Origin of the sequence: Bacillus cereus group sp. MYBKT14-1 (assembly GCF_051915185.1) — a bacterium.
GTDB classification, from domain to species: domain Bacteria; phylum Bacillota; class Bacilli; order Bacillales; family Bacillaceae_G; genus Bacillus_A; species Bacillus_A cereus.
In genome coordinates, this window is record NZ_JBQAEF010000002.1 from 355,497 (window position 1) to 380,789 (window position 25,293).

The window sequence follows — 25,293 nt, forward strand, 5'->3', positions numbered from 1 at the left end:
AATTGGCTCAATCAAAATGTGGGATTTTCAGAACAGCCCCTGTATTCGCCGATGTTACCATTTGTGCATAACGTCCAAGCCAGCCAGTTTTCACTTTTGGTTCTGGTCGTTTCCATTCTTTTTTACGCTTATCTAATTCTTCATCACTCACTCTTACTTCTAGTAAGCGTTCTTCAACATCAATACATACAATATCCCCTTGTTCAAGAAGTGCAATCATCCCGCCCGCTGCTGCTTCTGGTGAAATATGTCCTACTGAAATTCCACGTGAAGCTCCAGAAAAACGTCCATCTGTTAATAATGCAACCTCAGCACCTAATCCCATTCCAGCAATTGCTGATGTTGGGGCTAACATTTCTGGCATACCAGGCCCACCTCTTGGTCCTTCATAACGAATGACAACTACATCTCCTTTTTTCACTTTCCCAAGCATAATGCCCGCAAGTGCCTCATCTTGTGAATTAAAAATAACGCAAGGCCCTTCAAAACGCTTTACCTCTGTTGCACCGCTTTTAATAACCGCTCCATCTTTAGCAAGATTTCCTTTTAATATACGTAAGCCCCCCTCTTCACTATGAGGGTTTTCGAGAGAGTGAATAACCTCCTTATCTTTAATCTCTGCCTCAGCGATATTTTCTCTTAATGTTTGCCCAGTAGCAGTTATTCGATCAAGATGAAGTACTCCTTCTTTCCGGCTCATCTCTTTCAAAATTGCACTAATCCCGCCCGCACGATCAATATCTTCCATATGCCAATTTGAGGCTGGACTTACTTTACATAAATGAGGTACACGTCTTGAAACTGCATCAATACGGTTCATATCATAATCTAGTCCTGCCTCTTGTGCGAGTGCTAGCGTATGTAATACTGTATTCGTTGATCCACCCATCGCCATATCAAGTGCAAAAGCATCGTCAATTGCTTCTTCTGTTACAATATCACGCGGCTTAATATCTCTTTCAATTAAAATTTTCAATTTCTCTGCTGCTTGTTTAATTAACTCTTCACGTCTTGGATCAATTGCTAAAATACTCCCGTTACCAGGAAGAGCTAAACCTAATACTTCACATAAACAATTCATAGAGTTCGCGGTAAACATACCCGAACAAGAGCCACAAGATGGACAGCCATGATCTTCAATATCTTTTAATTCTTCTTCTGAAATTTTCCCAGATTGATAAGCTCCTACTCCTTCAAAAACAGAACTCAGATCAACAACTTCTCCTTTAGATGTTTTTCCTGCTGCCATCGGGCCGCCTGAAACAAACACAGTCGGAATGTTAATACGTAGTGCAGCCATCATCATACCTGGTGTAATTTTGTCACAGTTTGGGATACAAATCATGCCGTCAAACCAGTGTGCATTTACAACCGTTTCTACTGAATCTGCAATTATTTCACGACTCGGAAGAGAATAACGCATACCGATATGTCCCATCGCAATACCATCGTCAACTCCAATTGTATTGAATTCGAATGGTACCATACCTGCCGCACGAACTGCCTCTTTTACAAGTTTCCCAAACTCGTTCAAGTGTTTATGTCCTGGAATAATTTCAATAAAAGAATTACAAATCGCTATGAAAGGTTTATCAAAATCTTCATCTTTCAAACCAGTTGCTTTTAATAAACTACGGTGCGGTGCTTTATCAAAACCTTTTTTAATCATGTCACTTCTCATCTTGTCAAATCCCCTCTTACATATTTTTCATTTATACTCTCTTACTCTATTTCTTTACTAATTCTTTCGGTGCATGAATCCAGCTCATCATTTCACGAAGCTCTGCTCCCACTTTTTCTAATTGATGATTTTGTTCTGCTTTTTTCATTGCGTTATACGTCGGACGCCCTGCTTGATTTTCTAAAATCCATTTCTTCGCAAATTCACCTTGCTGAATTTCTGTCAGAACACGCTTCATTTCCTTCTTCGTTTCATCTGTAACAATTCTCGATCCTGTTACATAATCTCCAAACTCTGCCGTATCTGAAATAGAATGGCGCATAGTCGTTAATCCACCTTCGTACATTAAGTCAACAATTAGCTTTAATTCATGCAAACATTCAAAGTATGCAATTTCAGGACGATATCCACCTTCCGTTAACGTTTCGAACCCGGCCTTCACAAGTGCAGTTACCCCGCCGCAAAGTACAGCTTGCTCACCGAATAAATCCGTTTCGGTTTCTTCTTGGAATGTCGTTTCAATTACCCCCGCACGTGTACACCCTACACCTTTTGCATACGCCAGTGCTACATGTAGCGCTGTTCCCGTCGCATCTTGATGCACTGCGACTAATGCTGGAACACCATTTCCTTCTTGAAATACACGGCGAACGAGATGACCTGGACTTTTTGGCGCGACCATCGCTACATCTACGTAACTTGGCGGATTAATTTGTCCGAAGTGAATGTTAAATCCATGTGAGAAAAGTAACATTTGTCCTTCACGGAGATTCTCTTCTACTTCTGATTTATATACATGTGCTTGCTGTTCATCTGGCAATAACATTTGTACAACTTGTGCGGTTCGAACCGCTTCTGAAACAGACATTACTTCAAACCCATCCGCTTTCGCTACTTCATACGACTTACCAGGACGAACACCAACTACAACCTCTACACCAGAATCACGTAAATTTTGTGCTTGCGCATGACCTTGTGATCCATAACCAACTACTGCAACAGTTTTTCCTTGTAATAACTCTACATTTGCATCTTTTTCATAATATGTTTTCATATTCCATACACTCCTTATAATTTATTTACTTGCAGAACATCAATTAATTTTTTCAACTGACTAACAAGTAATGTCGCTTCATTTTCAGTACAAACTGCTGTGAGTTTCATTTCAGAAACACCACTAGTATCTCTTTCTTTTAAATGTAAAGAAGAAATATAATAACCACGCCGAGCAAAAATCCCACTTATACGTAATAAGACGCTTGGCTCGTTATGAATAACGAGTGAAAAAGTATGACTCATTCTTCCCACCTCTTCATAATCATTTCGTTATTCCCTTTGTTTGGCGGAATCATCGGAAATACGTTTTCACCTTCTTCTACACAAAAATCAACTACGACAGGACCTTCATAAGCAAATGCTTCTAACATCACTTGTTTTGCCTCGGTTGAATTTGTTGCTCTTAATCCCTTTACTCCATAAGCTTCTGCTACTTTCACAAAATCTGGTGATCCAATTTTTGATTCTGATAAACGATTTTCATAAAACATTTCTTGCCATTGCCTTACCATCCCTAAAAATTTGTTATTTATGATAAATACTTTTACAGGGATGTTATTTTCAGCAATTGTTTGTAGTTCTTGAATGTTCATTTGAAAAGAAGCGTCACCTGCAATACAAATGACAAGTTCTTCTTTTTTAGCTAGCTGAGCACCAATTGCTGCTGGAAAACCAAACCCCATCGTTCCTAATCCTCCAGAGGTAAGGAACGTCCGAGGTTTTCTTGCTTTATAGAAGTGAGCAGCCCACATTTGATGCTGACCTACTTCTGTTGTGACAATCGCTTCACCATTCGTTAATTCACTTACTAAGTTGATCACATGCTGTGGTTTTAACTCAGATTCTTTTTGCTTATAAGAAAGTGGATATTCTTCTTTCCATGTCTTTACTTTCTGAAGCCATTCGTCTGTTTGTGTATAAATAGACATATGTAACAGCATGTGTAACGCTTTTTTTACATCACCAACAATCGGATGTTCTACAGTTACATTTTTATGAAACTCAGAAGAATCAATATCAATATGTACTTTTTTCGAGTTTGGAGAAAAAAGTTCTAATTTTCCTGTTACACGATCATCGAAGCGAACACCTAATGCAAGTAGTAAATCACATTCTGTTACCGCCATATTAGCAGCGTATGTCCCATGCATACCAAGCATCCCTAGAAACAATGAATCATCCGGTGGATATGCACCAAGTCCCATTAAAGTTGAAACGACTGGAATACGGTTCTCCCTTGCGAATTCGAAGAGTTCATCGGATCCACCTGAATGAATGACACCTCCTCCAATATAAAGAAGTGGACGCTTAGATTTTGAAATTGCTTTAGCCACCTCTCTAAGTTTCATGCTGTCTGGTACAAATTCTGGTTTGTACCCCGGAATATCAACTTCTTCATTAAAGAAACTGGTGACTTTTGCATTTTGAACATCTTTTGGAATATCAATTAATACTGGTCCCGGGCGCCCGCTTTTGGCGATGTAAAAAGCTTCTTGCACAATTCGTGATACATGATTCACATCACGAACCTGGTAATTATGCTTCGTAACAGGTACTGTAATTCCGACAACATCCGCTTCTTGAAATCCATCTTTACCAATTAAAGGCGTTGCAACTTGCCCGGTAATGACAACTAAAGGAATCGAATCCATATAAGCGTCTGCTAAGCCCGTAACTAAATTTGTCGCCCCTGGGCCAGAGGTAGCAAAGACTACCCCGACCTTTCCAGAAGCTCTCGCATATCCTTCAGCCGCATGAATGGCAGCTTGCTCATGACGAGTTAAAACATGTTTCAAACCACTTTCGTATAACGCATCGTATACTGGTAAAATCGCTCCGCCTGGATAGCCGAAAACGGTCGTTACACCCAATTTCTTCAAACATTGAATCACGTGCCCAGCGCCTGTCATTTCTTCATACTGTAACTTCTCATACGCTGTATACTGCTGCTTCATTTCCATTAACTCCTCTCCTTATTTATGCTAAGCTTTCCGTCAGCCCGGGAACACGTACTCCTCTTTCTCTCGTTAATTTTTTAAATTCTTCGGTCAATTGTTTCGTTACACTTCCTGGTTTCCCATCTCCAATTTCTCTGGAATCAACTTTTACAACTGGAATTAACTCCGCTGCTGTTCCTGTTAAAAATACTTCATCCGCTACATATACATCATGGCGAGTGAACGGTCTTTCCTCACACGGAATACTCAGTCGCTCACATAGCTCGATAACACTATTTCTCGTAATACCTTCTAATGCTCCTAAATAGGATGGCGGGGTTAAAACTTTTCCATCTTTCACAACGAAAACATTATCACCAGAACCTTCACAAACATATCCTTGTTGATTTAACATAAGAGCCTCTAACACTCCTGCTTGTGCTGCTTCAATTTTTACAAGTACGTTATTTAAATAATTCATTGACTTAATACGTGGATCTAACGCATCTGGCGTATTACGTCTTGATGCAACAGATACAACGCTTAGCCCATTATCATAAAATTCTTGTGGGAATAACTTTAATTGTTCTGCAACGATAATTACGCTCGGCTTCACACAACTTCTCGGATCGAGCCCTAAGTCACCTTTTCCTCTTGAGACAATTAAGCGAATGTAAGCATCAGTATATTCGTTTTTTTGGAGTGTATGTAAAACTGCTTCTTCCATTTCTTCTACCGTCATTGGAATTGTTAGTAAAATAGATTTCGCTGATTCATACAATCGTTTCACATGTTCTTTTAAACAAAATACATTTCCTCCGTAACTACGAATCCCTTCAAATACACCGTCTCCGTATAAAAAACCGTGATCATATACTGAAACAACTGCCTTTTCTTTTTCTACAAATTCCCCATTCATGTAAATGTACTGGTTTCCCATCTCACATCGCTCCTCTTTTTTTCTCTATTTTTTGCAATCTATTTCTACATCGATTGCTGAGATGAGTATTTTTAACAGAATATTCAGTATATAAACCTTAAAAATATACTCGTCTCAACAATCGATTACTTACATACTTGTAGCAATCCATTGCTGAGACGAGGGAATCGTGGTACCACTCAGCTTCCTTATACTTCTCACGAAATATAAGCTCTGCAAGTCCAATTAGACTTTTGTTTTTCTATCGGGAACAACCCCGCTACTTTTTACTAGTTTTCAAAAGTAGTGCTCCAAGGTGATTTTCAATGAGTGAATTGTTACCACCCTCACAGCCTCGGGGCAGCTCTCTGAAACAATCTTTATCATTTACTCTCCTCTTCTACGCATTCTCTTCTTCTATTTTTAAAAATAAAAACTCTCGCCTCAGCAATCAACTACTACAATTTAGTAGCTTTGATTGCTGAGGCGAGAGTTTCGCGTTACCACTCAGCTTCCTTATACTTCTCACGAAATATAAGCTTTGTAGGTCCAATCAGACCTCCGTCCTTTTACCGGAGACGATGCCGCCGCCCTCTACTCAGTTTCCCTTTCGCAAGCGATGCTCCGAGGTGATCTTCAATGATTCGATTGTTACTACCCTCACAGCCTTGGAGTAGCTCTCTGAAACGATCATAATCATCTACTTTCCTCTTCTTTGCATATACAACATATAAAGTTAGAAAATTCTTAATTAACTTTTATTTGTTACACGTATTATAGGACGTTGTTCTTTTCGTTGTCAATATGTTTTTTTCAAAAAAATCAAAATTCATTCTATTTATTTTTTCTCAAATCAAAATTGGAATGCATTACTTACATACACTCATATATTACTTAAGTATGTTTGCATTACTACATAAAGAAAAACTTATAAAGTTTATGAGGAGATGAGGAAACTATGTTAAAAGGGAAAGTAGCGTTAGTTACAGGAGCAAGCCGAGGAATTGGACGAGCGATCGCTAAACGTTTAGCAAATGACGGTGCATTGGTTGCTGTTCATTACGGTAGTCGAAAAGATGACGCTGAAGAAACTGTTCATGAAATTCGATCAGATGGTGGCCAAGCTTTTTCTATCGGCGCAAATCTAGAATCCTTACACGGTGTAGAAAACCTTTATAACGCTTTAGATACTGAATTACAAAAGCGCACTGGTGAAACACAATTTGATATTTTAATAAACAATGCTGGCATTGGTCCTGGTGCTTTTATTGAAGAAACGACTGAACAGTTTTTTGATAGAATGGTTTCAGTAAATGCAAAAGCTCCATTCTTTATCATTCAACTAGCACTACCACGTTTACGTGACAATAGCCGAATTATTAATATTTCATCCGCTGCCACCCGCATTTCTTTACCTGATTTTGTTGCATATAGTATGACGAAAGGCGCTATTAATACAATGACTTTTACGCTAGCAAAACAGCTTGGAGCACGAGGAATAACGGTGAATGCAATACTTCCAGGATTTATTAAAACAGATATGAATGCAGAACTCTTGAGCGACCCGATAATGAAGCAGTACGCTACTACTATTTCCGCTTTCAATCGCTTAGGTGAAGTAGAAGACATTGCCGATACTGCTGCATTCCTTGCTTCTCCAGACAGCCGCTGGGTTACTGGACAATTAATTGATGTGAGCGGAGGATCTTGTTTATAAAAAACATATATTTTCAAATCTTTTTTATTGCGCAATAAAACAATTTATATAATACTATATAAAACATATACATTTAGGAGGATTACAGCAATGTCCGAAAAAACATACGAACTCGCAACCTTCGCAGGCGGTTGCTTTTGGTGCATGGTAAAACCATTTGATGAACTTCCTGGTATTCATAAAGTACTTTCTGGCTATGCAGGAGGTCATGTAGAAAATCCAACATATGAACAAGTAAAAGCTGGAACATCTGGACATTTAGAAGTTGTTCAAATTACATTCGATCCTTCTATTTTTCCTTATCAGAAATTACTAGACTTATATTGGCCACAAATCGATCCAACTGACGATGGCGGACAATTTTTTGACCGTGGTCCATCTTATCGTACCGCTATTTTTTACCATAACGAAACACAAAAAGGGCTTGCTGAAAAATCAAAACAAGCTCTTGCAGAAAGCGGTATGTTTAAAGATCCAATCGTGACTGAAATTCGTCCTGCTGCACCTTTTTACGAAGCAGAGGAATACCATCAACATTTCTATAAAAAGAATCCAGAGAAATATGCTACTGAGCAAAAGGAATCTGGGCGTGAAGACTTTATAAAAGAAAATTGGCAAAAAAAATAATAAAAACGCATCGTGCTTTTTGAGTACGATGCGTTTTTATTTTTGATAAAAGTACCATACAATTAATAGAACAATTGCTGTTAGTGACCAAAGTACTATCTCGTTTTTCACTCTATTCTTTTTCTTAGTCATTTCATTCTCTCCTAATAACTATTAAACATATTCAATTTTTTCTTTGTTTAATTGTCCATCTTATATACGTGAATACATCCTTACAAATTCTAATAGCAAGACCACCAATAATTCCGATTGCAATGGAAATTACTAGCATCTGTCCAAAACTAAAAGAATTTGTGTACATTATGTAGAGAACGATACATATAAGTAAAACATCCGGTAAAGAAAGTAAAAACCTTTTAAGCATTCCTTTATCTCCTCTATACTTTTTAATTTATATCTTCTACTGTAATTTTGAAATAAAATTTGTTCAAAAATTCCATTTATACCCTCATTTTATGAAAAATAATAAGAATCCCTTTTCAAAAGAGATTCTTATTCAGCAGATTTAGGTTTAATTATTTTCTACATATCCTATTCCATAATTACTCCTAAAATAGAATAATATTACTAATGATTTATTGTAAATTGACTATTTGCCAGGCAACCGAATGTCGCGCCAGCTACCTACATCGCATTGGCCAAATTCATTATTACCTACCGCGATCACCGTGCCGTCTGATTTTAGTCCGACTGTATGTGCACAACCAGCCGCTATCGCTACAATATCTCTCCAATCACTTACGTTACATTGACCATACTCATTCCAACCCACTGCCACCACGGTACCGTTTGATTTTAGTCCGATTGTATGATTCGTACCAGCCGCTATTGCTACAATATCTCGCCAGCCACTTACATCACACTGGTTATGTTTATCATTCCCCACTGCTGTCACCGTACCGTCTCGTTTAAGACCAACAGTATGAAGATACCCAGCCTTGACCGATACAATACCTCGCCAGCTACTTACATTGCATTGACCATATCGATTATTCCCCACAGTCGTCAATGCGCCGTCCAATTTAAGACCGACTGTATGCCAGTCACCCGCTGTGACTGCCACAATACCTTGCCAACTGCTTACATTGCATTCTCCTTCTTTATTTCGGCCCACCGCTACTACCGTGCCATCCGATTTAAGGCCAACGGTACGACGCCACCCCGCCGCAACCTCTACAATATTATGCCAATCGTTTACATCACATTGTTCATGCTTATTCCAACCCACTGCTACCGCAGTACTGTCACATGTAAGACCGATTGTATGAGCATTACCCGTGTTCGTCGCCATATGAACATTGCCCACTGCGATTGCTTCAATATCGCGCCAATCACTTACATTACATTCCCCTTCTTTATTCCGGCCCACCGCTACTACCGTGCCATCCGATTTCAGGCCAACTGTATGACAACGCCCCGCCGCTATCATATCTTTGGGCCATCGCTTCACTTTTTCTTTCGATAAAAGGTAATCCATGTTTTACCTCCTTGCATATAAGCAACTGTATCATAATAGATATTTTTATCAAATTTCATTATAAATCTACATTTACAAAGAAAGCTTATTTTACTTCTTCAAAAAAACAAAAACCTCCAGTTTAAATACTAGAGGTTTTCTCGTTATTTTTTCAATCGCTCAATAAAATCATGTAATTTATCAAGTGACTTCATATTCTGATTGCAAGCTACACCATCTTTGCAAATGTAGTTTCCCTTTTTAACGAAAGTTCCTGGTACATCGCCTTTAATTTCAACTAAAAACATTCCTACTTCTTCATGTCCATGACATAACGAACAAATGCTTTTTTTATTTAAACTTTGGAACGTTCCTTGCAGACCAACAAATTTATTTTTATCATTTTTCGCTATAATAAATTTCCTGCTTGACCCCTTATCAATCCAGCTTAAATAAGATATTTCTTTCATATCCATTTCTTCCATATCAGGAAGTTTTAACTTTTTCGCTTTAGGAAATAATTTTTTTAATGTTTGTGCTGTAACTTCTTGAAACGGAATTACATACGGATTTATTTTCATTAAAAATGATTCTGCATCTTCTCTATTTTGAACTGTTAATACCGTATCAATTAACTCTTTCTGTTCATCCGTTAAATTCTCAAATACATGTATTATCTTTTCAATCGCAAGCGATTTTAACGCTTGAATTACACCTCTATCATTTGCCGTTGCATGCCCGTTTGCTAAAATATAAGCTTGTGATTTTATAAAATTATATTGATCACTTCTAATAAACGCTTCCATCTTTATCACTCCATACAAATTGTTGATCTAGTTTTATTGTATACAATGATTACGTTTTTTGATATGTAAAAGATAACTTAGAAACAAACATTACATATATCACTTATTCTCTACCGCTGCATTTTCTGACAAAAGAAGCCATCATCTGCTTTCCATTCCGCATATAATACGTCTTCAAATTTAGTAATTCCTTTTTGCTTTATTTGTTTATAAAGCCACCCTTCATCAAATCCTGCTTCCCTCAAATTATCCTTAACTACTTTCCCATCACTAATTAATGAAATTGGTAAGTATACAGGCTTATGTTTTAAACTTAAATCATTTATAGTAGGAGATTCGTATTTACTTTTTTTCAGAACGCTTATGTTTCCATTAGGTTCCAATATCATATATTCAACTTCTCGGATTGAAAATATATCTTTTTGTTGTCTTAACATTTGTTGTAATTGGTTAATATCCAAATGATTTGATTTTAATTGTTCTCTATCAATATGCCCATTACGAATGATAATAGAAGGGTATCCTTCAAAGAACTTTCTTGTCCTTCTAAATTTTTGTGTTATTGCTTCTATTGCGTAAATTAATATTACCCATACAAAAACAGCGTATAAAATAGACCATACTCTCACCTCAGGATCATATACAGTGTTTCCAACTAGTTCTCCGATTACAATCGCAGAAATAAAATCAAAAGGGGTTAGCTGTGATATTTGTGTTTTCCCTAATATTTTAGTAGCAATTAATAAAACAAAAAAACCAACAAAAAGTTCTATCGTTATTTGTCCAAGATGATTCATATGTGTTCACCTTTCTATAATATGAAATATAACGTTTTTATTCCTATTCACATTTCTATACAATACTATTGCGATTCATTTTTTCTATTATCATGCCCATTCACACGCTATATATCCAATACATACAAAGCAAAAAGAGTCTAGCTCAAAATAATATTTGAACTAGACTCTTTTATGCTCATTTAGAATACACAATCTTTTTAATCGTTTCCCCAGAAAGAAAATATTTTTCTGCAAGTTGATGAATAGCAATCCCACTTTTAAACGCTTCTTTAATTGCTTTATTTCTTTCATCTAGTTGTTTTCTTCCGCCAGATCGTGTACCCCATTTATAATGTTTCGTTTCTTGTTTCGGAATGTAAATTGTTTCACCTTGTATATACTTTTGAATTTCAGTAATTAAACTCTCTGGTAAAACAGCATTAGCTTTTACGTATTTCATTTCTGCTCGCCCCTTATTTTTTATGGTTCATTTCAATAAGGTGCAAAGCCAAATATAAAAAATGATACGAGCTCATATAGGCGATTGTATATTACTTGTCTACCTCACGCAAAGTATCGCCATTTCCATACTTGGCTTTGCATGAGACGTTGCAGTGTCTGGCAATTGAATTATAATCGCCATATAAACACCTCCTAATATACCTTTTGCATTTTATTATATGATAAATTCCTTCTCCTTGCATCCACACCCTTCTTAAAGCACGAAATTACTTAGTTTGATATAATACTTTTTAATTGAATTAAAAATCATTGTGAGGTTACATTATGAAGAAAAAAATTATCATTACAATCGTTACACTATTCTTTATTATCACGGCATTATTCGGAACATACAAATTGATGAACGCAAGAAGCTTTCAATTATTTGGAGATTTAACACAACGCGTAGAAACAAATGAAAAAGTGATTGCTTTAACTTTTGATGATGGCCCTACTAACAATGTAAAACAAATATTACCGCTACTAGATAAATACAACGCTAAAGCTACTTTCTTTTTAATTGGAAATGAATTAGAGCAAAATTTATCGTTAGGAGAAGCTATCGCGCAATCTGGGCACCAACTCGGAAACCATACATATTCTCATAATAGAATGGTTTTCAAAACACCTTCTTTTATTAAAGATGAAATAGAAAAAACGAATTCATTAATCCGCCAAACAGGATTTACAGACGAAATTGATTTTAGGCCCCCTAACGGTAAGAAGTTAATAGGGCTGCCATATTATTTAAATAAAAACAATATCGAAACAATCACATGGGATCTTGAGCCCGATACTTTTTATAAATCTGCGGCTGATAAAATTAAATACGTTAATAAAAATGTAAAACCAGGTTCTATCATTTTACTGCACTCTATGTATGATGAGTCAAATGAAAATTTACAAACGATTGAAGGTATTTTAGATTCTTTATCTAAGAAGGGCTATCAGTTCGTAACAGTAAATGAATTGCAAAAAAGAGCAAAATAAAAAGGTAGCGTATCTTTGTATGATACGCTACCTTTCTTTTTATATAATGCCAAGTACATTTAAGAATACGATAATAATCGCAATTGGTGCGATATAACGAAGTAAGAATAACCATAATACGAATAGTTTATAACCTTTATTTTTACTTACACCTAGCTCTTTCATTAATACATCTTTCTTCATTTTTAAAGGAACAAAGATAGAAACTAATAATACACCAAGTGGCATTAATACGTTACTTACTGCATAGTCCGCTAAATCAAAGACTGTCTTCCCGAAAATCTTCAGATCACTTAATATACCGAATGATAATGCTGATGGTACCCCAACAACGAAGATTAATAACCCTACGATTAAGGCCATTTTTTCACGTTTCCCTTTACCTTTTGATGTTAACGATGCAACACTAATTTCTAACATCGAAATTGCTGATGTAATCGTAGCGAAGAAGAATAGTAATAAGAAAACGATGAAGAATAATTTTCCGAATGCCATTTTACTGAAAATAGCTGGCAATACGATAAATAATAGTCCTGGTCCTTGAGATGGTTCCATCCCAAATGCGAACACAACTGGGAAAATTGCAAGTCCTGCAAGTAATGTAATAACAAGAGTTAAGGCTACGATAGAAAATGCTGAACGTGGTAAGCTTTCTTCTTTCGGTAAGTATGAGCTATACGTTACCATAACGGCTACCCCAACAGATAATGAGAAGAACGATTGCCCCATTGCGTATAAAATAACTTCTGATGTTACATGTGAGAAATCAGGTTGTAAGAAGAAACGAACGCCTTCTCCAGCACCATCTAACGTAAGTGCACGAACGATTAATACAAAGAATAAAACGAATAGTGCTGGCATGAAATATTTATTTACTTTTTCAACACCATTTTGTACACCTTTACTTACGATGAAAATAGTAATAAGGATGAATAATAGCTGTGATCCAACTGCTAAATATGGATTGGAAATGATTTCACCAAACGTAGCTTCGTATGCTCCATTTCCTTCCCATAGTCTACCTGTAATTGCATTCCATAAATATAATAAAATCCAGCCTCCTACAACACTGTAGAAAGAAAGTAATATGAAACATGTTACAATTCCTAATTTACCTAACCAAGGCCATAACGTTTTAGGAGCAATCTCTCTATATGCATCGACAGCCTCTTTTTGTGTACTTCTTCCAATAACAAATTCAGCTAATAATAGCGGTAAACCAATTAATAATGTGAAACCGATGAAAATTAGGAAGAACGCTCCGCCTCCTCCAATGCCGGCCATATATGGGAATTTCCAAATCGCCCCAAGACCAATTGCCGAACCTGCTGCAGCTAATACGAAACCTAATTTCGATGTCCATTGCTGTGAATTCATTTGTTAATCTCCTCTCTATCTCTTTTTCTTTGTTACAATTCGGTATTTATATTGTTCTATCAATACTCTTTTCTAATACGTTCACTTCCTCCCTAATAATAAAAAAACGCCCCTACGTAAATACGTAGGGACGACAAAATTATCGCGGTACCACCCTAGTTGTGAAGAACACTAAGAAACCACCTAAATAAAAACGCCCCTACGCAAAAACGTAGGGACGATAAAATATCGCGGTACCACCCTAGTTATGAGGCCACACCAAAGTTAGGACCTAAATAAAAAACGTCCCTACGTAAATACGTAGGGACGATAAATATCGCGGTACCACCCTAGTTGTGAAAAAATCTTCACCACTTTATTTGATAACGGTATAAACTACCGTCTTTCATTTCCTCAAAATATGAGATTTATGAAAGATGCTCCAGGACGAACTTCATGAATAATCTATATACTGATTCACACCAACCATCAGCTCTCTGAAATAGGGAGATATTCACTACTATACCCTTTCATTGCCCAAATATTATTTTCCGAATTGATTACTATCATTTTTATCACACATTAAAAATAGTGTCAACTTATATTTCGAATTTTTATGTATTACAATCTATTTAAAAATTCGAAATATAAGTTTTAGTTTAGAAAACAAGTAGCTTAGTACATAACGAATTCTAACAGGCAATAGAAAAAGAATTACGTATTATTGATACTTATTCAATAATACAAATCATCTAGAAACATAACCTGTCTCTCTGTATTCATTTTTTAAGAGTTTGATGGATACCAAGAAAATTTCGCATCACTATCCAGTGGTCTATTTTTCGTTTCTTCTTTAATTACACGAAACCATTCATTTAGAATTTGATTTTTGGGCAATTGAGCAGCAAGGCTATCTTCCCAAATTATATGTGAGAACCAGGCTTTCGTTTCCCATTCAAACTGCAATTGTGCGAACGAAATTATAGGGTGATCAGCTCCACGAAATTGCTCATTTACTGCATTTGAAACTTCTGGAGCTTGCGGTAACAACTCGTTCTGAATTCTATTTCTTATCGTCTCATTTTCTAGCTGATCCCAGAAATACAATTGCCCATTTATTTGATAAAAAATATCAAATGAAGCCTCACCTTTCTTCAAATTCAATAACACGAAGGCACGTTCCACATCATTGTCAGCCGCTTTTACAGCATTAACAATTATATTTTGTGCCATTGATACCCAGTAACTAGTCGCTTCCTCTACCGGTGATTCAACATACAATTCTTCACTTAATTCATGAAGAGTAGCTTCTTGCTCATTTACTTTTTCAACTTTTTTAAAAAACCTATTAAAAAACCCCATAACTTCCCCCTTATTACTATTTTCTATTTCACAAAATAAAAAATAGATTTTTCTTGCTCATCCACATTTACTCCTGGCGCGTATGTATGAACTTGTTGCAACACTTCTTCTATTAGCAACTCTAACTCCTGCACACTTTTTTCTGGATTCCCTATTAATGTGTCCGCCATACGTTCATATAATTTTTCAGGTTTAATAGTCATTCGTTCCACATTATTAGGCATCCATTTAAACGCTGGATGATGTACGTACATTTTATTCAAACCAAATAAAACACCGAATATGTTCCTTTGTACTTCGCAAATAACGTCATAAAGCATAAGCCAATCTTTCCGTTTTAAAAGCGCCTTTCGATTGTGCCAACGATTACTTAACCATAGATTTTCTGAAATCATCCGTTTTGCTAGTTCATCTGGATATGCCGCTACTTTTTCTTTTAATTCATTCACTTTCCCTTCTCCATACAAACTAACACCATCATGAATGGATGATACAATACATTGTTTTTCATAACTTATATCATATTGATCCACCACATCCGAAATCACTTTCTCTACTGTCTCTGTTAAAAAGTTACTAATCTCTAATTTAATTCCCTCTTTCGTTAAATACGTTTCCGACCATTCTTCTTCCTCATACGGATGATACGATAATATTTTCCCATCAATATGATAAATAGGGGTCCTACGATCCTCATCTTCCGGCGGTGTTGACCATAAAATATGTAATTCTATATCTGAATGTTCATCTTCAAGCTTTCTAGCTACTGAACCCGCTAAAATAATAGCTTCTACTTTCGGATTTTTCCTATAAATCTCTGACATCTCTATCGCTTTCTCTTTTAATCCCATTTCATTTCCCCCTAAAATTGCAGTAATCCCCTATATTTCATTTATCTATTTCGATATTACAGCTTGCATTACCTTTTCAAATTCCTACTTAATCATATTTCTATCCAATAGCGCTGAATAACTTCACCAGTACGAGAAGAAACTACTTCATTTTCTAACACACCTCCAACCTTTTGAATCGTTTTAGCAGAACCGATATTGGATTTATCGCAAGTTATTAATACTTTCTGCAATCCTAATTTTTGCGCTTCAGCTAATGCAAGTTGTAGTTGTTTCGTAGCGTAACCGTGGCGACGTTTATTCGGATGGACACTATATCCAATATGACCGCTTTCCCGTAATAATTCTGGATTTAATCTATGTCTAATATTCACAAAACCTATAAGTTCCCCTTTTTCAAAACTTAAAAACTGACTAGATGGCACTCGATTAGCTAGTAAATTTTCTCCTAGTTCTTGTTTACTCACTTTTTCAAACCATTCATCAAGAGAATCAAAGTTTTGTAAAGAACTACTTCCATGTGGTTGTTCCCCTGAGTGTAAAAACGCTTGTCTATACGCCGTAATATGCTCACTATATTCATGGATTGGTTTTAATAGTTTCATTGTTCTTCTCCCCCTCTTCATTCCATAAAACAAACACCTTAATAGCAGCTATTCACTATTAAGGTGTTTCTATCCTTTTTATTCAAATAACCCCATGCTTAAATAACGTTCACCTGTATCAGGCGCAATACATAAAACTTTTTTACCAATGCCTAGGCGTTTCGCTATCATGATTGCAGCGTAAACAGATGCTCCAGAAGATGGCCCAACTAATAATCCTTCTTGTCTAGCTAAGTTTCTCATTGTCGTTAAAGCCTCTTCATCTGCAATTTGAATAATTTCGTTATACACTTCTGTATTTAAGTTTTTCGGAATAAATCCTGGGCTTGTTCCTACTAGTTTATGAGGACCTGGTACACCACCGGATAAAACGGGAGATCCTTTCGGTTCCACTACTGCAATATATAAGTTTGGCAATTTCTCTTTTAACATTTCACCAGTCCCTGTAATCGTTCCGCCTGTTCCTGCCGTTGCAACAAAAGCATCAAGCTCTCCATCCATTTGTTCGTAAATTTCAAGTGCAGTCGTATAACGGTGAATATTCGGATTAGCTGGATTTTCAAATTGTTGCGGGATAAAACTATTAGGTATTTGTTTTTGCAGTTCTAACGCCTTCGCAATTGCTCCTGGCATTCTTTGTTCTGCTGGTGTTAAAACTACTTCTGCTCCGTATGCTTTCAATAAATTAATACGCTCTTTTGACATATTATCTGGCATAATTAAAATCGCTTTATACCCTTTAGCTGCTGCATTCATCGCTAAACCAATCCCTGTATTCCCGCTTGTCGGTTCAATAATTGTATCTCCTGGTTTGATGAGACCATTTTCTTCTGCAACGTGAAGTAAATTATAAGCAGCACGGTCTTTCACACTGCGCGATGGATTAAACATTTCTAGTTTCACATACACATCTGCTGCGTCTTCCGGAATAAATTTAGATAATCGGACGACAGGTGTATCTCCTATTAATTCCGTAACGTTTTCACACAATTTCATAGCGCATCCCCTATTCTATCGTTTTCTTATCACTTGGCAGTAACCATGAAGTGAGTCCAATTAATGGTAGACAACTACATAATAGCATAATAAATTGCAGGCTATATATATCTGCTAATTTCCCAAGAACTACAGCACCTAATGCTCCTAGTCCAAATGCAAGACCTACGATTAATCCTGACACCATTCCCACTTTTCCAGGCACAAGCTCTTGTGCATATACAACAATTACACTAAAACTACTTGAACTAATAAAACCGATACATAAAAATAACGGTACGACCCACACAAGTGAGACATGTGGTAATAACAGTGCAAGTGGCGCTGAACCTAACATTGAAAATACGATGATATTTTTCTTACCAAATCGATCTGCTAACGGTCCTCCGAAGAAAGTGCCTAACACACCAGCAATCATAAATGCGAATACGAAATACTGGGCATTTTTTATAGATAAACCGTAATGCTCTATTAAGTAAAATTGATAGAAATTCCCGATACCAGCACCGTACCAAGAGCGTACAAAAGTAAGAAAAACAAGAAGTATAATAACGAATTTAATGTGTGTACTTACAATTGCATTTTCCGCCTCAAGTGCAGCCCTCTTCTTCCTTCTTACAGCACCGGTTGCTAATTCATTTTTGTACCAATTCGATACGAAAATTAATAATACAATTCCTACTGCTGCAAATGCTGTAAAACCTAATGAACCAATTTGACCGAGTGGAACGAAAATTAGCGCTGTAAAAATAGGAGCTAAAGAATTCCCCGTGTTTCCCCCAACTTGATAAATTGCTTGCGCTAACCCTCGTTTTGCACCTGCCGCCATATACGCAACACGAGCGCCTTCTGGATGAAAGACCGCGGAACCTAAACCAATAAATAAAACAGAAATAATAACAATAATAAAGTTTGGTGCAAACGCGAGTCCAATCATTCCAAGCATACTTGAAAACATGCCGAGTGGTAATAAAAATGGTGACGGCTTCTTATCTGAATACATACCAAACACCGGTTGCATAATCGATGACGTCATATTTAATGCAAACGCAATCCACCCTACTTGCATATAGGATAAATTCATCGTTTTTTCCAAAATAGGAAACAACGCCGGCACAACTGCTTGCATCGAATCATTTAAAAAATGCCCAAAGCTAATCGCAAATAAAATTCGATATATTGTCGGTGTTTCTACAGTTTTTTTGTGTGAAACTGCCTGCATATGTGAATCTCCCCTTTCTGTACAAAATATATATTTATTACAGTAGGTGTAATAAATTCTGACTTTTGAAACATTTCTATTCTATACTGCTTTCATTTCTTTTTCCAGAAATATAACTTAACTCCCGTCATTGGCTTGCATCCTTGTAACTTTCAGCGGTAAAACAGTACAAAAAAAGACAACCCAATCACATACTGGGTTGCCTCTTACATTAAATTGTAAAATGCTTATACTTCTCGTAATCACTCGTCTTACATTCTATTTGTAATTTGGTACCTTCGTTTTCGTAACTCGTAGATAAAACGTGTGCATGATTATTGAAATACGAAACTACCTGTCCTTGATCATATGGAATTAACATTTCACACTTCGTATATTCTTTATAGATGTGTGAGCGAATCATTTCTACAAGTTCTTCAATTCCAACATGTTTCTTCGCTGATAAATAAACGCGATCTTCTTGCACTTTCGGAATTTCAACATCTACCATATCTGATTTATTATAAGCATAGATCGTTGGAATATTTTCTACTCCAATTTTCTTTAACGTTTCATTTGTAATATCAATTAATTGTTCATAATTTGGATTTGCGTAATCTACAACGTGAATAAGTAGGTCTGCTTCCGCTACTTCTTCTAACGTTGAACGGAACGCCTTCACAAGATGATGTGGTAATTTACTTACAAATCCAACTGTATCTGTTAATAAAAATGATTTATTATCTGGCAAATCAATATTTCGTACAGATGTTTCTAACGTCGCGAATAACATATCTTTTTCAAATACTTGTTTTTCTTCTGTACCATTATAAATTTCAAGCATTGCATTCATCGTCGTTGACTTTCCTGCATTCGTATAACCTACTAATGCTACAACAGGTATTTCATTTTTCTTACGCTGCTTTCGCTGCGTTTGACGCTGGGCAACGAGCGCTTCTAAATCTTTATTCAAAACTGAAATTTGTTCTTCAATTTTACGACGGTCTAACTCTAACTTCTTTTCACCGACACCTTTATTTTTCGTACCAACGCCGCCGCTCTGTCTCCCTAACGATTCACGAAGACCGATTAAACGAGGCATCATGTACTGAAGGTGTGCTACTTCTACTTGTAGCTGTGCTTCTTTCGTTTTCGCACGTTGCGCAAAAATATCTAAAATTAAAATGGTACGATCAATTACCTTACAATCTAAATCCTCTTCTAAATTTCGAATTTGTGAAGGAGATAATTCATCATTAAAGATAACCATATTCGCATCTATTTCTTGTACATACGCTGCAACTTCTTCAATCTTTCCTTTTCCGATATAATGCGATGGATTTACTCGTTGTAAATTTTGCGTTACTTGCCCAATTACCTCTACATCACAAGCTTCCGCAAGATTTGTTAACTCTTCCATTGAATATGCAAAATCATCTTCATTACCTACATTTACTCCAACTAAAACTGCTCTTTGTAATACTTCTTCCATATATTTATTCCTCCATTTCGATTACGTAAAATAAAAAACACAGGTCGCTGCCTGTGTTTTCGTAAACGGATAAGGGTTCACCAAAGAAATAGAAGAAAGCTATGCTTTCATCCTATTTTATAGTCAAAAAGTCCCCAGATTGTATACGTATCCACGGTAAGTGTTCACTTATACAATCCCATTCTATTTATAAAGGCAAAACAAAAAGAGGGCGTATTCGTCCCTCCCTCTTTTTCACATATAAGCTTAATAAAGGGTTCCTTTAAAATAGGCAGACCAATCCCGTTCACTCTGTACACAGACAGAGCCTTTGAGCGCTATTCAATTATTGGCACAAAGTATTGAGACGTAATCTGATTAAGATCAAAGGAAGCCCCTCCGTTCATTTTAAGTTACATAAAGTGTAGCATAAGTAATTCGCTTTCACAAGGTTTAACAACCTATATCACACGAAAGAAAATCTTTATATTTTTACTTTAATCGTCATTTTTTGCGAATTTTTCTCACAATAAAAATAACAAAAGCAATTATCAATTTTAGAAACTTCTCGTATATTATTTTTACAACACTCGCCAAATTCTTTCATAGTAAGTTAAGTATTATCGTTTTAATACAACAAAAATCTTTATTGACATTTTTATAACCTGATATTAGTATCAGGTTATAAAAATAAAAGTTAGGAGATGTTTCTATGCATTCTAAATCTCGTATTACTGCAATTGGTACTTATGTTCCAGATCAAATATTGTCTAATAACGATTTAGAAAAGATGGTCCATACGAATGATGAATGGATTGTACAAAGAACAGGAATGAGGGAAAGAAGAATCGCTAGCGAAGAAGAATACTCCTCAAACTTAGCCATTAAAGCAATTAAAAATTTATGTACAACATATAAGAAAAACTTAGAAGATGTCGACTGTATCATTGTCGCTACTACTACTGCTGATTACGTTTTCCCTAGTGTTGCTTGCCAAATACAACAATACTTCAACATACCTCATACACTAGCTTTTGATTTAAATGCAACTTGTGCTGGTTTTACATATGGACTACACGTCGGTAATAGCTTAATCACTTCTGGATCACATGAAAAAGTACTTGTCGTAGCGACAGAGACATTATCTAAAGTTACTGATTATAGCGATAGAACGACCTGTATTTTATTCGGTGATGGTGCTGGAGCTATTTTATTAGAAAGAGATGAAGACACCCCAAGCTTTATCGCTGCTCACATGGGAACAAACGGTGATGGCGGCATTCATCTATATAGAACAAACTTATCTACTACTATGAATGGCACACCACTGCAAACAAATGAAAAAATCGTTCAAAATGGAAGAGAAGTATATAAATGGGCAACACGTACAGTGCCAAAAGGCATAAAAGATTTAATACATACCGCAAATATGCAAGTAGATGATATAGACTGGTTCATACCCCACAGCGCTAACTTACGAATGATTGAATCTATTTGCGAAAAATCTCAAATTCCAATACAAAAAACATTAACGAGCATGGAATATATGGGGAATACCTCTTCAGTCACCATTCCACTCGCTTTAAATTTAGCTATAAAAGAAGGAAGGTTAAATAACGGAGACACACTTTTACTATACGGATTTGGTGGCGGACTTACGCATTTAGGACTTATTGTAGAGTGGAATTTAATTTAAGTGTATAAAAAGAGGTTCTAGCCAGTAACTAGAACCTCTTTTTCATTTAATTTCTTGCCCCTTTTCGAGACCATATCACAACAGGAATAAGTAATAACGCTAACACGCCTCCAGCCAATGACAATGTCGCATAACTTGAATTCGCTACTACCATACCTGACATTGCTCCACCAGAAGCTCCAGCTAGCGCAATAAAAACATCTATTTTCCCTTGTGTTTTAGCACGTGTAGACGGTGTTGTGGAATCAACGATTTGTGCTGTACCACTTATCAATCCGAGGTTCCATCCTAGCCCAAGTAAAGACAGAGCAACGATTAATAATAATAAAGAATCACTTGGCGCTATCGCCGCTATGACACCCGCTGCAAGTAAAATCACTCCACCAGCTATGCTCATTGTAGTTCGGCCAATTTTATCAATTAACATTCCTGTAACGAGAGATGGAAGATACATTGCACCTACATGAAAACCTATCACAAGTCCTACTGCACTTAAACCGTGACCGTGGTGTCCCATATGAACTGGCGTCATCGTCATAATCGCAACCATCACTATTTGCGTAAGTATCATTACGATTGCTCCAACTGTAATACCTCGTTTATTTTCTTTCGCTTCTTCTGTTATTGGTTGTCCTTTATATGTATGTTCCTGTTTATATCTTTCTATTATGTTAGCAATAATCAAAGGATCTGGACGAAGCATAACAAAAAGAACTAGACCCGCCAGTATAAATGCTGCTGCCGATAGTATGAACGGACCTGCAAGTTTAGGAACTCCAATTGAATGAGCAAAACTTCCCATTACCCCTACTAAATTTGGTCCTGCAACTGCACCGAAAGTCGTCATTACCATCGTAATACTAACAGCCGTTGCTCTCTGCTTCTTATCTGCTAAATCTGTACCTGCATAACGAGCTTGTAGATTCGTGGCTGTACCAGCACCATATATAAGTAAAGAAATAAGTAAAAGAATAATACTATTTGTTAAAGCTGCCATTACAACACCAATTGCTCCAAATCCACCTACTATAAACCCTGTTGCAAGACCTATCCGGCGTCCATATCGTTGCGAAAGCTTCCCTACTATGAAAGCTGCTAATGCCGATCCTAATGTAAACATAGCAGTTGGTAATCCTGCAAACGCATCTGTTCCAAGCATTTGCTGCGCAAGAAGTGCGCCCACTGTAATACCAGCAGCTAGTCCTGCACCGCCAAACATTTGTGAAATGCTGACGATTATTAACGTTCGTTTGTATAGTTTTTGTTGCTCTTCTTCTGTGTACACATGATTATCTATTAAAGCCCCTGCCTTATCTAGCAATTCCCCATCCTCCTTTTAAAATTAATCCCTCTTGTTAATGTACTATGTATAACGTTACATATTCAATGGCATTTTCCATTCCTTCCTTTCATTCTAAAAAACTTTCTAATCATACTCGACTTATCACATGCTATATTAAAAATACTACTATTCACAATATGCAAGGAGAAAACAATGAAAAAAACAGGCTAATAGCAGCCTGTTTTCCTTTACGCTTCTTCTACTATCCTTCCCTTTCTCTTTTTACTCAAAGCTTTCCCTTCCCAAAACAACAAACTTACGAAAGCACAAATTAAAATAATTGGCACACTTGCTTTATATAAATCTGTAAAGCTCATAGCCATCTGATTCTTGGCATAATGATTCACATCATTTGAAAATGTGAGTACCTCTTTCTTTATACTTTCCTCTTGTTTTTCAACTTCTTTTGTCACTTTCCTCATAACTTCTTCTCTTTTTACATCTCTATATTCTACTGGAACTTTTCTTAATATTTCATCCGTCTTGTCGCGAATCAATTCTTCCTTTTTCTCTTTACTTAATCCCATTGTCATTGCATTTTGTTTCTTATTTATATTCGACTCTAAACTTTGATTCTCTATTTTCTCTTTAGTCATTTGTAAAATTTCAGTTTGCTCAGTACTATTCACATGAATAGTACGCACCTTTTCTTCTGCATAACGATATACTTTTTCTTTATTTACAGTTAAATTGTGAGTTAAGTTAGAGACAAATATTGCGACTGCCAATACAATTCCAACTTGTCGTAACATTGATACAACACTTTGAGAAGCAGTTAACAATTCTCCTTCAAACGAAGACGCACTTAAAACTGTAATTGGCCCCACTACTAAACCATATCCAACACCTAATATCATACATGGAATAATAATTTCTATATTTGTTGAATGAACATCAATCATTTGTAACCAATAGTAGGAAAGCCCCATAACAAGAAATCCTGACAAAATAATAGTTACTTTTCCGAGTTTTTTAATTAAAGTTGCTGCAACTGGTGAGACAAAAAATATCATTGCTGAAATAGGTGTCACTAAAAAAGCCGCTTCAATTTCCGTTCGACCTTGTAGTTTCGTCAAGAACGTTGGAAGCAATACAGTAACTCCAATTAAAAATAAATTACTCAATATAACAACGATCGACGCTCCGACAAACATTCGATCTTGAAATAACTTTAAATTCACCATTGGGTTATGAATCTTTCGTTCTACTAAAATAAATAGAATAAGAGAAATAGTGCTAATTGCATAACAAGACAAAGCAATATTACTTTGCCATCCCCATGTATTACCTTTTACTAATATGAGAGTAAATAAAAAAATTGCTGTGCTACTTAATAGTAGTCCTATCCAATCTATTTTTGAGATAATACGTTCTTCATTTTTTATTTGTAGCATGATGCAACATAACACGATTCCTATTATACAAACCGGAACATTAACGAAGAACACCCATCTCCATCCTAAATTTTGCGTAATAATTCCACCTATTACTGGTCCCATAGCAGCTGACAATCCTTGTGTTACTCCTAAAATTGCAAGCGCAACATGCCTCTTAGCTAATGGCATAGCTGATACACCAATTACCATACTTGTTGGAAATAAAATCGCTGCCCCAATACTTTGTATAAAACGAGAAAAAATAAGAAAATCACCTGTATTAGCAAAAGCGCAAAGTACCGATCCACCACCAAAAATCACCAGACCCAGAATATACATCTTTGCTTTTCCAAAGATATCAGCTATCCGCCCTAACGGAATGGCAAGTACTGCAATCGTCATTGTATAAACATTTAATACCCAAGACATCTTTTCTAACGAAGTATTTACACTCGATTGTATTGCCGGTAAAGCTATATTCATAATTGTCGTATCAATCATACAAAGAAAGATACCTAGACACATTAAAAAGACAATCTTAATACCCTTTGATTGCTCCATCTTTATA

At 36.2% G+C, this 25,293-nt stretch carries 23 protein-coding genes and 2 other annotated features; of the genes, 4 read left to right on the forward strand and 19 right to left on the reverse strand.

Features of this window, described 5'->3' with window-relative positions:
• Positions 1-7: 7 nt before the first annotated feature.
• From ilvD to ilvE, 5 genes are read right to left on the reverse strand one after another with little or no spacing between them, the layout of a single operon-like run.
• Complete coding sequence (gene ilvD / locus ACTFO4_RS08350) at positions 8-1,681, reverse strand: dihydroxy-acid dehydratase (RefSeq protein ID WP_001255813.1); 1,674 nt, start codon at positions 1,679-1,681, stop codon at positions 8-10.
• A 46-nt stretch (positions 1,682-1,727) separates the two neighbouring features.
• Entirely contained in the window at positions 1,728-2,735 is a 1,008-nt protein-coding gene (gene ilvC / locus ACTFO4_RS08355; protein ID WP_061457030.1) for a ketol-acid reductoisomerase, read from the reverse strand.
• Between the two features lie 14 nt (positions 2,736-2,749).
• A complete protein-coding gene (locus ACTFO4_RS08360) occupies positions 2,750-2,980 on the reverse strand; it encodes an ACT domain-containing protein (RefSeq protein ID WP_000019909.1) in 231 nt (76 codons plus the stop codon).
• Positions 2,977-4,692, reverse strand: coding sequence for an acetolactate synthase large subunit (gene ilvB / locus ACTFO4_RS08365; protein WP_061457051.1), 1,716 nt, complete (start codon positions 4,690-4,692; stop codon positions 2,977-2,979). The genes ACTFO4_RS08360 and ilvB overlap by 4 nt, the downstream gene beginning before the upstream one ends.
• A 22-nt stretch (positions 4,693-4,714) precedes the next feature.
• Complete coding sequence (gene ilvE / locus ACTFO4_RS08370; RefSeq protein WP_061457029.1) at positions 4,715-5,614, reverse strand: branched-chain-amino-acid transaminase; 900 nt, start codon at positions 5,612-5,614, stop codon at positions 4,715-4,717.
• A 151-nt stretch (positions 5,615-5,765) separates the two neighbouring features.
• Positions 5,766-6,005: a binding site (T-box leader), on the reverse strand.
• 546 nt (positions 6,006-6,551) lie between these two features.
• Between ilvE and ACTFO4_RS08375 the strand changes: the two genes are divergently transcribed.
• A complete protein-coding gene (locus ACTFO4_RS08375) occupies positions 6,552-7,310 on the forward strand; it encodes an SDR family oxidoreductase (RefSeq protein ID WP_017673951.1) in 759 nt (252 codons plus the stop codon).
• A gap of 90 nt (positions 7,311-7,400) precedes the next feature.
• Positions 7,401-7,937, forward strand: a complete 537-nt coding sequence (gene msrA / locus ACTFO4_RS08380; protein WP_001291883.1) for a peptide-methionine (S)-S-oxide reductase MsrA — start codon at positions 7,401-7,403, stop codon at positions 7,935-7,937.
• A 163-nt stretch (positions 7,938-8,100) separates the two neighbouring features.
• Here msrA and ACTFO4_RS08385 read toward each other — a convergent pair whose 3' ends face one another.
• The 5 genes from ACTFO4_RS08385 to ACTFO4_RS08405 all read right to left on the reverse strand — a co-directional run bounded on the left by ACTFO4_RS08385 (position 8,101) and on the right by ACTFO4_RS08405 (position 11,438).
• The gene (locus ACTFO4_RS08385) at positions 8,101-8,301 is read right to left on the reverse strand and encodes a hypothetical protein (protein ID WP_000919314.1); all 201 of its coding nucleotides are present in this window, start codon (positions 8,299-8,301) and stop codon (positions 8,101-8,103) included.
• A gap of 225 nt (positions 8,302-8,526) precedes the next feature.
• Positions 8,527-9,414: an RCC1 domain-containing protein gene (locus ACTFO4_RS08390; RefSeq protein WP_000385088.1), complete on the reverse strand. Its 888-nt coding sequence runs from the start codon at positions 9,412-9,414 to the stop codon at positions 8,527-8,529.
• A 143-nt stretch (positions 9,415-9,557) separates the two neighbouring features.
• Positions 9,558-10,199 carry a FusB/FusC family EF-G-binding protein gene (locus tag ACTFO4_RS08395; protein ID WP_000387072.1) on the reverse strand — a complete coding sequence of 214 codons (642 nt, stop codon included), beginning with the start codon at positions 10,197-10,199 and terminating at the stop codon, positions 9,558-9,560.
• A gap of 110 nt (positions 10,200-10,309) precedes the next feature.
• Complete coding sequence (locus tag ACTFO4_RS08400; RefSeq protein ID WP_001015964.1) at positions 10,310-10,996, reverse strand: DUF421 domain-containing protein; 687 nt, start codon at positions 10,994-10,996, stop codon at positions 10,310-10,312.
• Between the two features lie 178 nt (positions 10,997-11,174).
• Positions 11,175-11,438 carry a CD3324 family protein gene (locus tag ACTFO4_RS08405; RefSeq protein ID WP_000878326.1) on the reverse strand — a complete coding sequence of 88 codons (264 nt, stop codon included), beginning with the start codon at positions 11,436-11,438 and terminating at the stop codon, positions 11,175-11,177.
• A gap of 326 nt (positions 11,439-11,764) precedes the next feature.
• On the opposite strand from ACTFO4_RS08405, the gene ACTFO4_RS08410 reads away from it, so the two are divergent.
• Positions 11,765-12,469: a polysaccharide deacetylase family protein gene (locus tag ACTFO4_RS08410; RefSeq protein ID WP_000726858.1), complete on the forward strand. Its 705-nt coding sequence runs from the start codon at positions 11,765-11,767 to the stop codon at positions 12,467-12,469.
• Between the two features lie 39 nt (positions 12,470-12,508).
• Here ACTFO4_RS08410 and ACTFO4_RS08415 read toward each other — a convergent pair whose 3' ends face one another.
• From ACTFO4_RS08415 to hflX, 7 genes are all read right to left on the reverse strand, one after another.
• On the reverse strand, positions 12,509-13,846 hold the full coding sequence (locus ACTFO4_RS08415) for a sodium-dependent transporter (protein ID WP_001088187.1): 1,338 nt from the start codon (positions 13,844-13,846) through the stop codon (positions 12,509-12,511).
• A gap of 299 nt (positions 13,847-14,145) precedes the next feature.
• Positions 14,146-14,368 (reverse strand) — a binding site (T-box leader).
• Between the two features lie 243 nt (positions 14,369-14,611).
• Positions 14,612-15,187 carry a hypothetical protein gene (locus ACTFO4_RS08420; RefSeq protein ID WP_000505543.1) on the reverse strand — a complete coding sequence of 192 codons (576 nt, stop codon included), beginning with the start codon at positions 15,185-15,187 and terminating at the stop codon, positions 14,612-14,614.
• A gap of 23 nt (positions 15,188-15,210) precedes the next feature.
• Positions 15,211-16,038, reverse strand: a complete 828-nt coding sequence (locus ACTFO4_RS08425) for a DUF4037 domain-containing protein (RefSeq protein WP_061457025.1) — start codon at positions 16,036-16,038, stop codon at positions 15,211-15,213.
• Positions 16,039-16,130: 92 nt separating this feature from the next.
• Entirely contained in the window at positions 16,131-16,643 is a 513-nt protein-coding gene (locus tag ACTFO4_RS08430) for a GNAT family N-acetyltransferase (protein ID WP_000771270.1), read from the reverse strand.
• A gap of 78 nt (positions 16,644-16,721) precedes the next feature.
• Positions 16,722-17,639 (reverse strand): cysteine synthase A, encoded by a 918-nt coding sequence (gene cysK / locus ACTFO4_RS08435; protein ID WP_440013500.1) that lies wholly within the window; start codon positions 17,637-17,639, stop codon positions 16,722-16,724.
• A gap of 10 nt (positions 17,640-17,649) precedes the next feature.
• Positions 17,650-18,861, reverse strand: coding sequence for an MFS transporter (locus ACTFO4_RS08440; protein ID WP_001149399.1), 1,212 nt, complete (start codon positions 18,859-18,861; stop codon positions 17,650-17,652).
• Positions 18,862-19,072: 211 nt separating this feature from the next.
• A complete protein-coding gene (gene hflX / locus ACTFO4_RS08445; protein ID WP_000393284.1) occupies positions 19,073-20,332 on the reverse strand; it encodes a GTPase HflX in 1,260 nt (419 codons plus the stop codon).
• A 691-nt stretch (positions 20,333-21,023) separates the two neighbouring features.
• Here hflX and ACTFO4_RS08450 point away from each other — a divergent pair.
• Positions 21,024-22,007: a ketoacyl-ACP synthase III gene (locus ACTFO4_RS08450; RefSeq protein WP_078421306.1), complete on the forward strand. Its 984-nt coding sequence runs from the start codon at positions 21,024-21,026 to the stop codon at positions 22,005-22,007.
• A 46-nt stretch (positions 22,008-22,053) separates the two neighbouring features.
• On the opposite strand, the gene ACTFO4_RS08455 is transcribed toward ACTFO4_RS08450, so the two are convergent.
• On the reverse strand, positions 22,054-23,328 hold the full coding sequence (locus ACTFO4_RS08455; protein ID WP_440013496.1) for an MFS transporter: 1,275 nt from the start codon (positions 23,326-23,328) through the stop codon (positions 22,054-22,056).
• Positions 23,329-23,537: 209 nt separating this feature from the next.
• Complete coding sequence (locus tag ACTFO4_RS08460; protein ID WP_440013493.1) at positions 23,538-25,286, reverse strand: MFS transporter; 1,749 nt, start codon at positions 25,284-25,286, stop codon at positions 23,538-23,540.
• Positions 25,287-25,293: the final 7 nt, after the last annotated feature.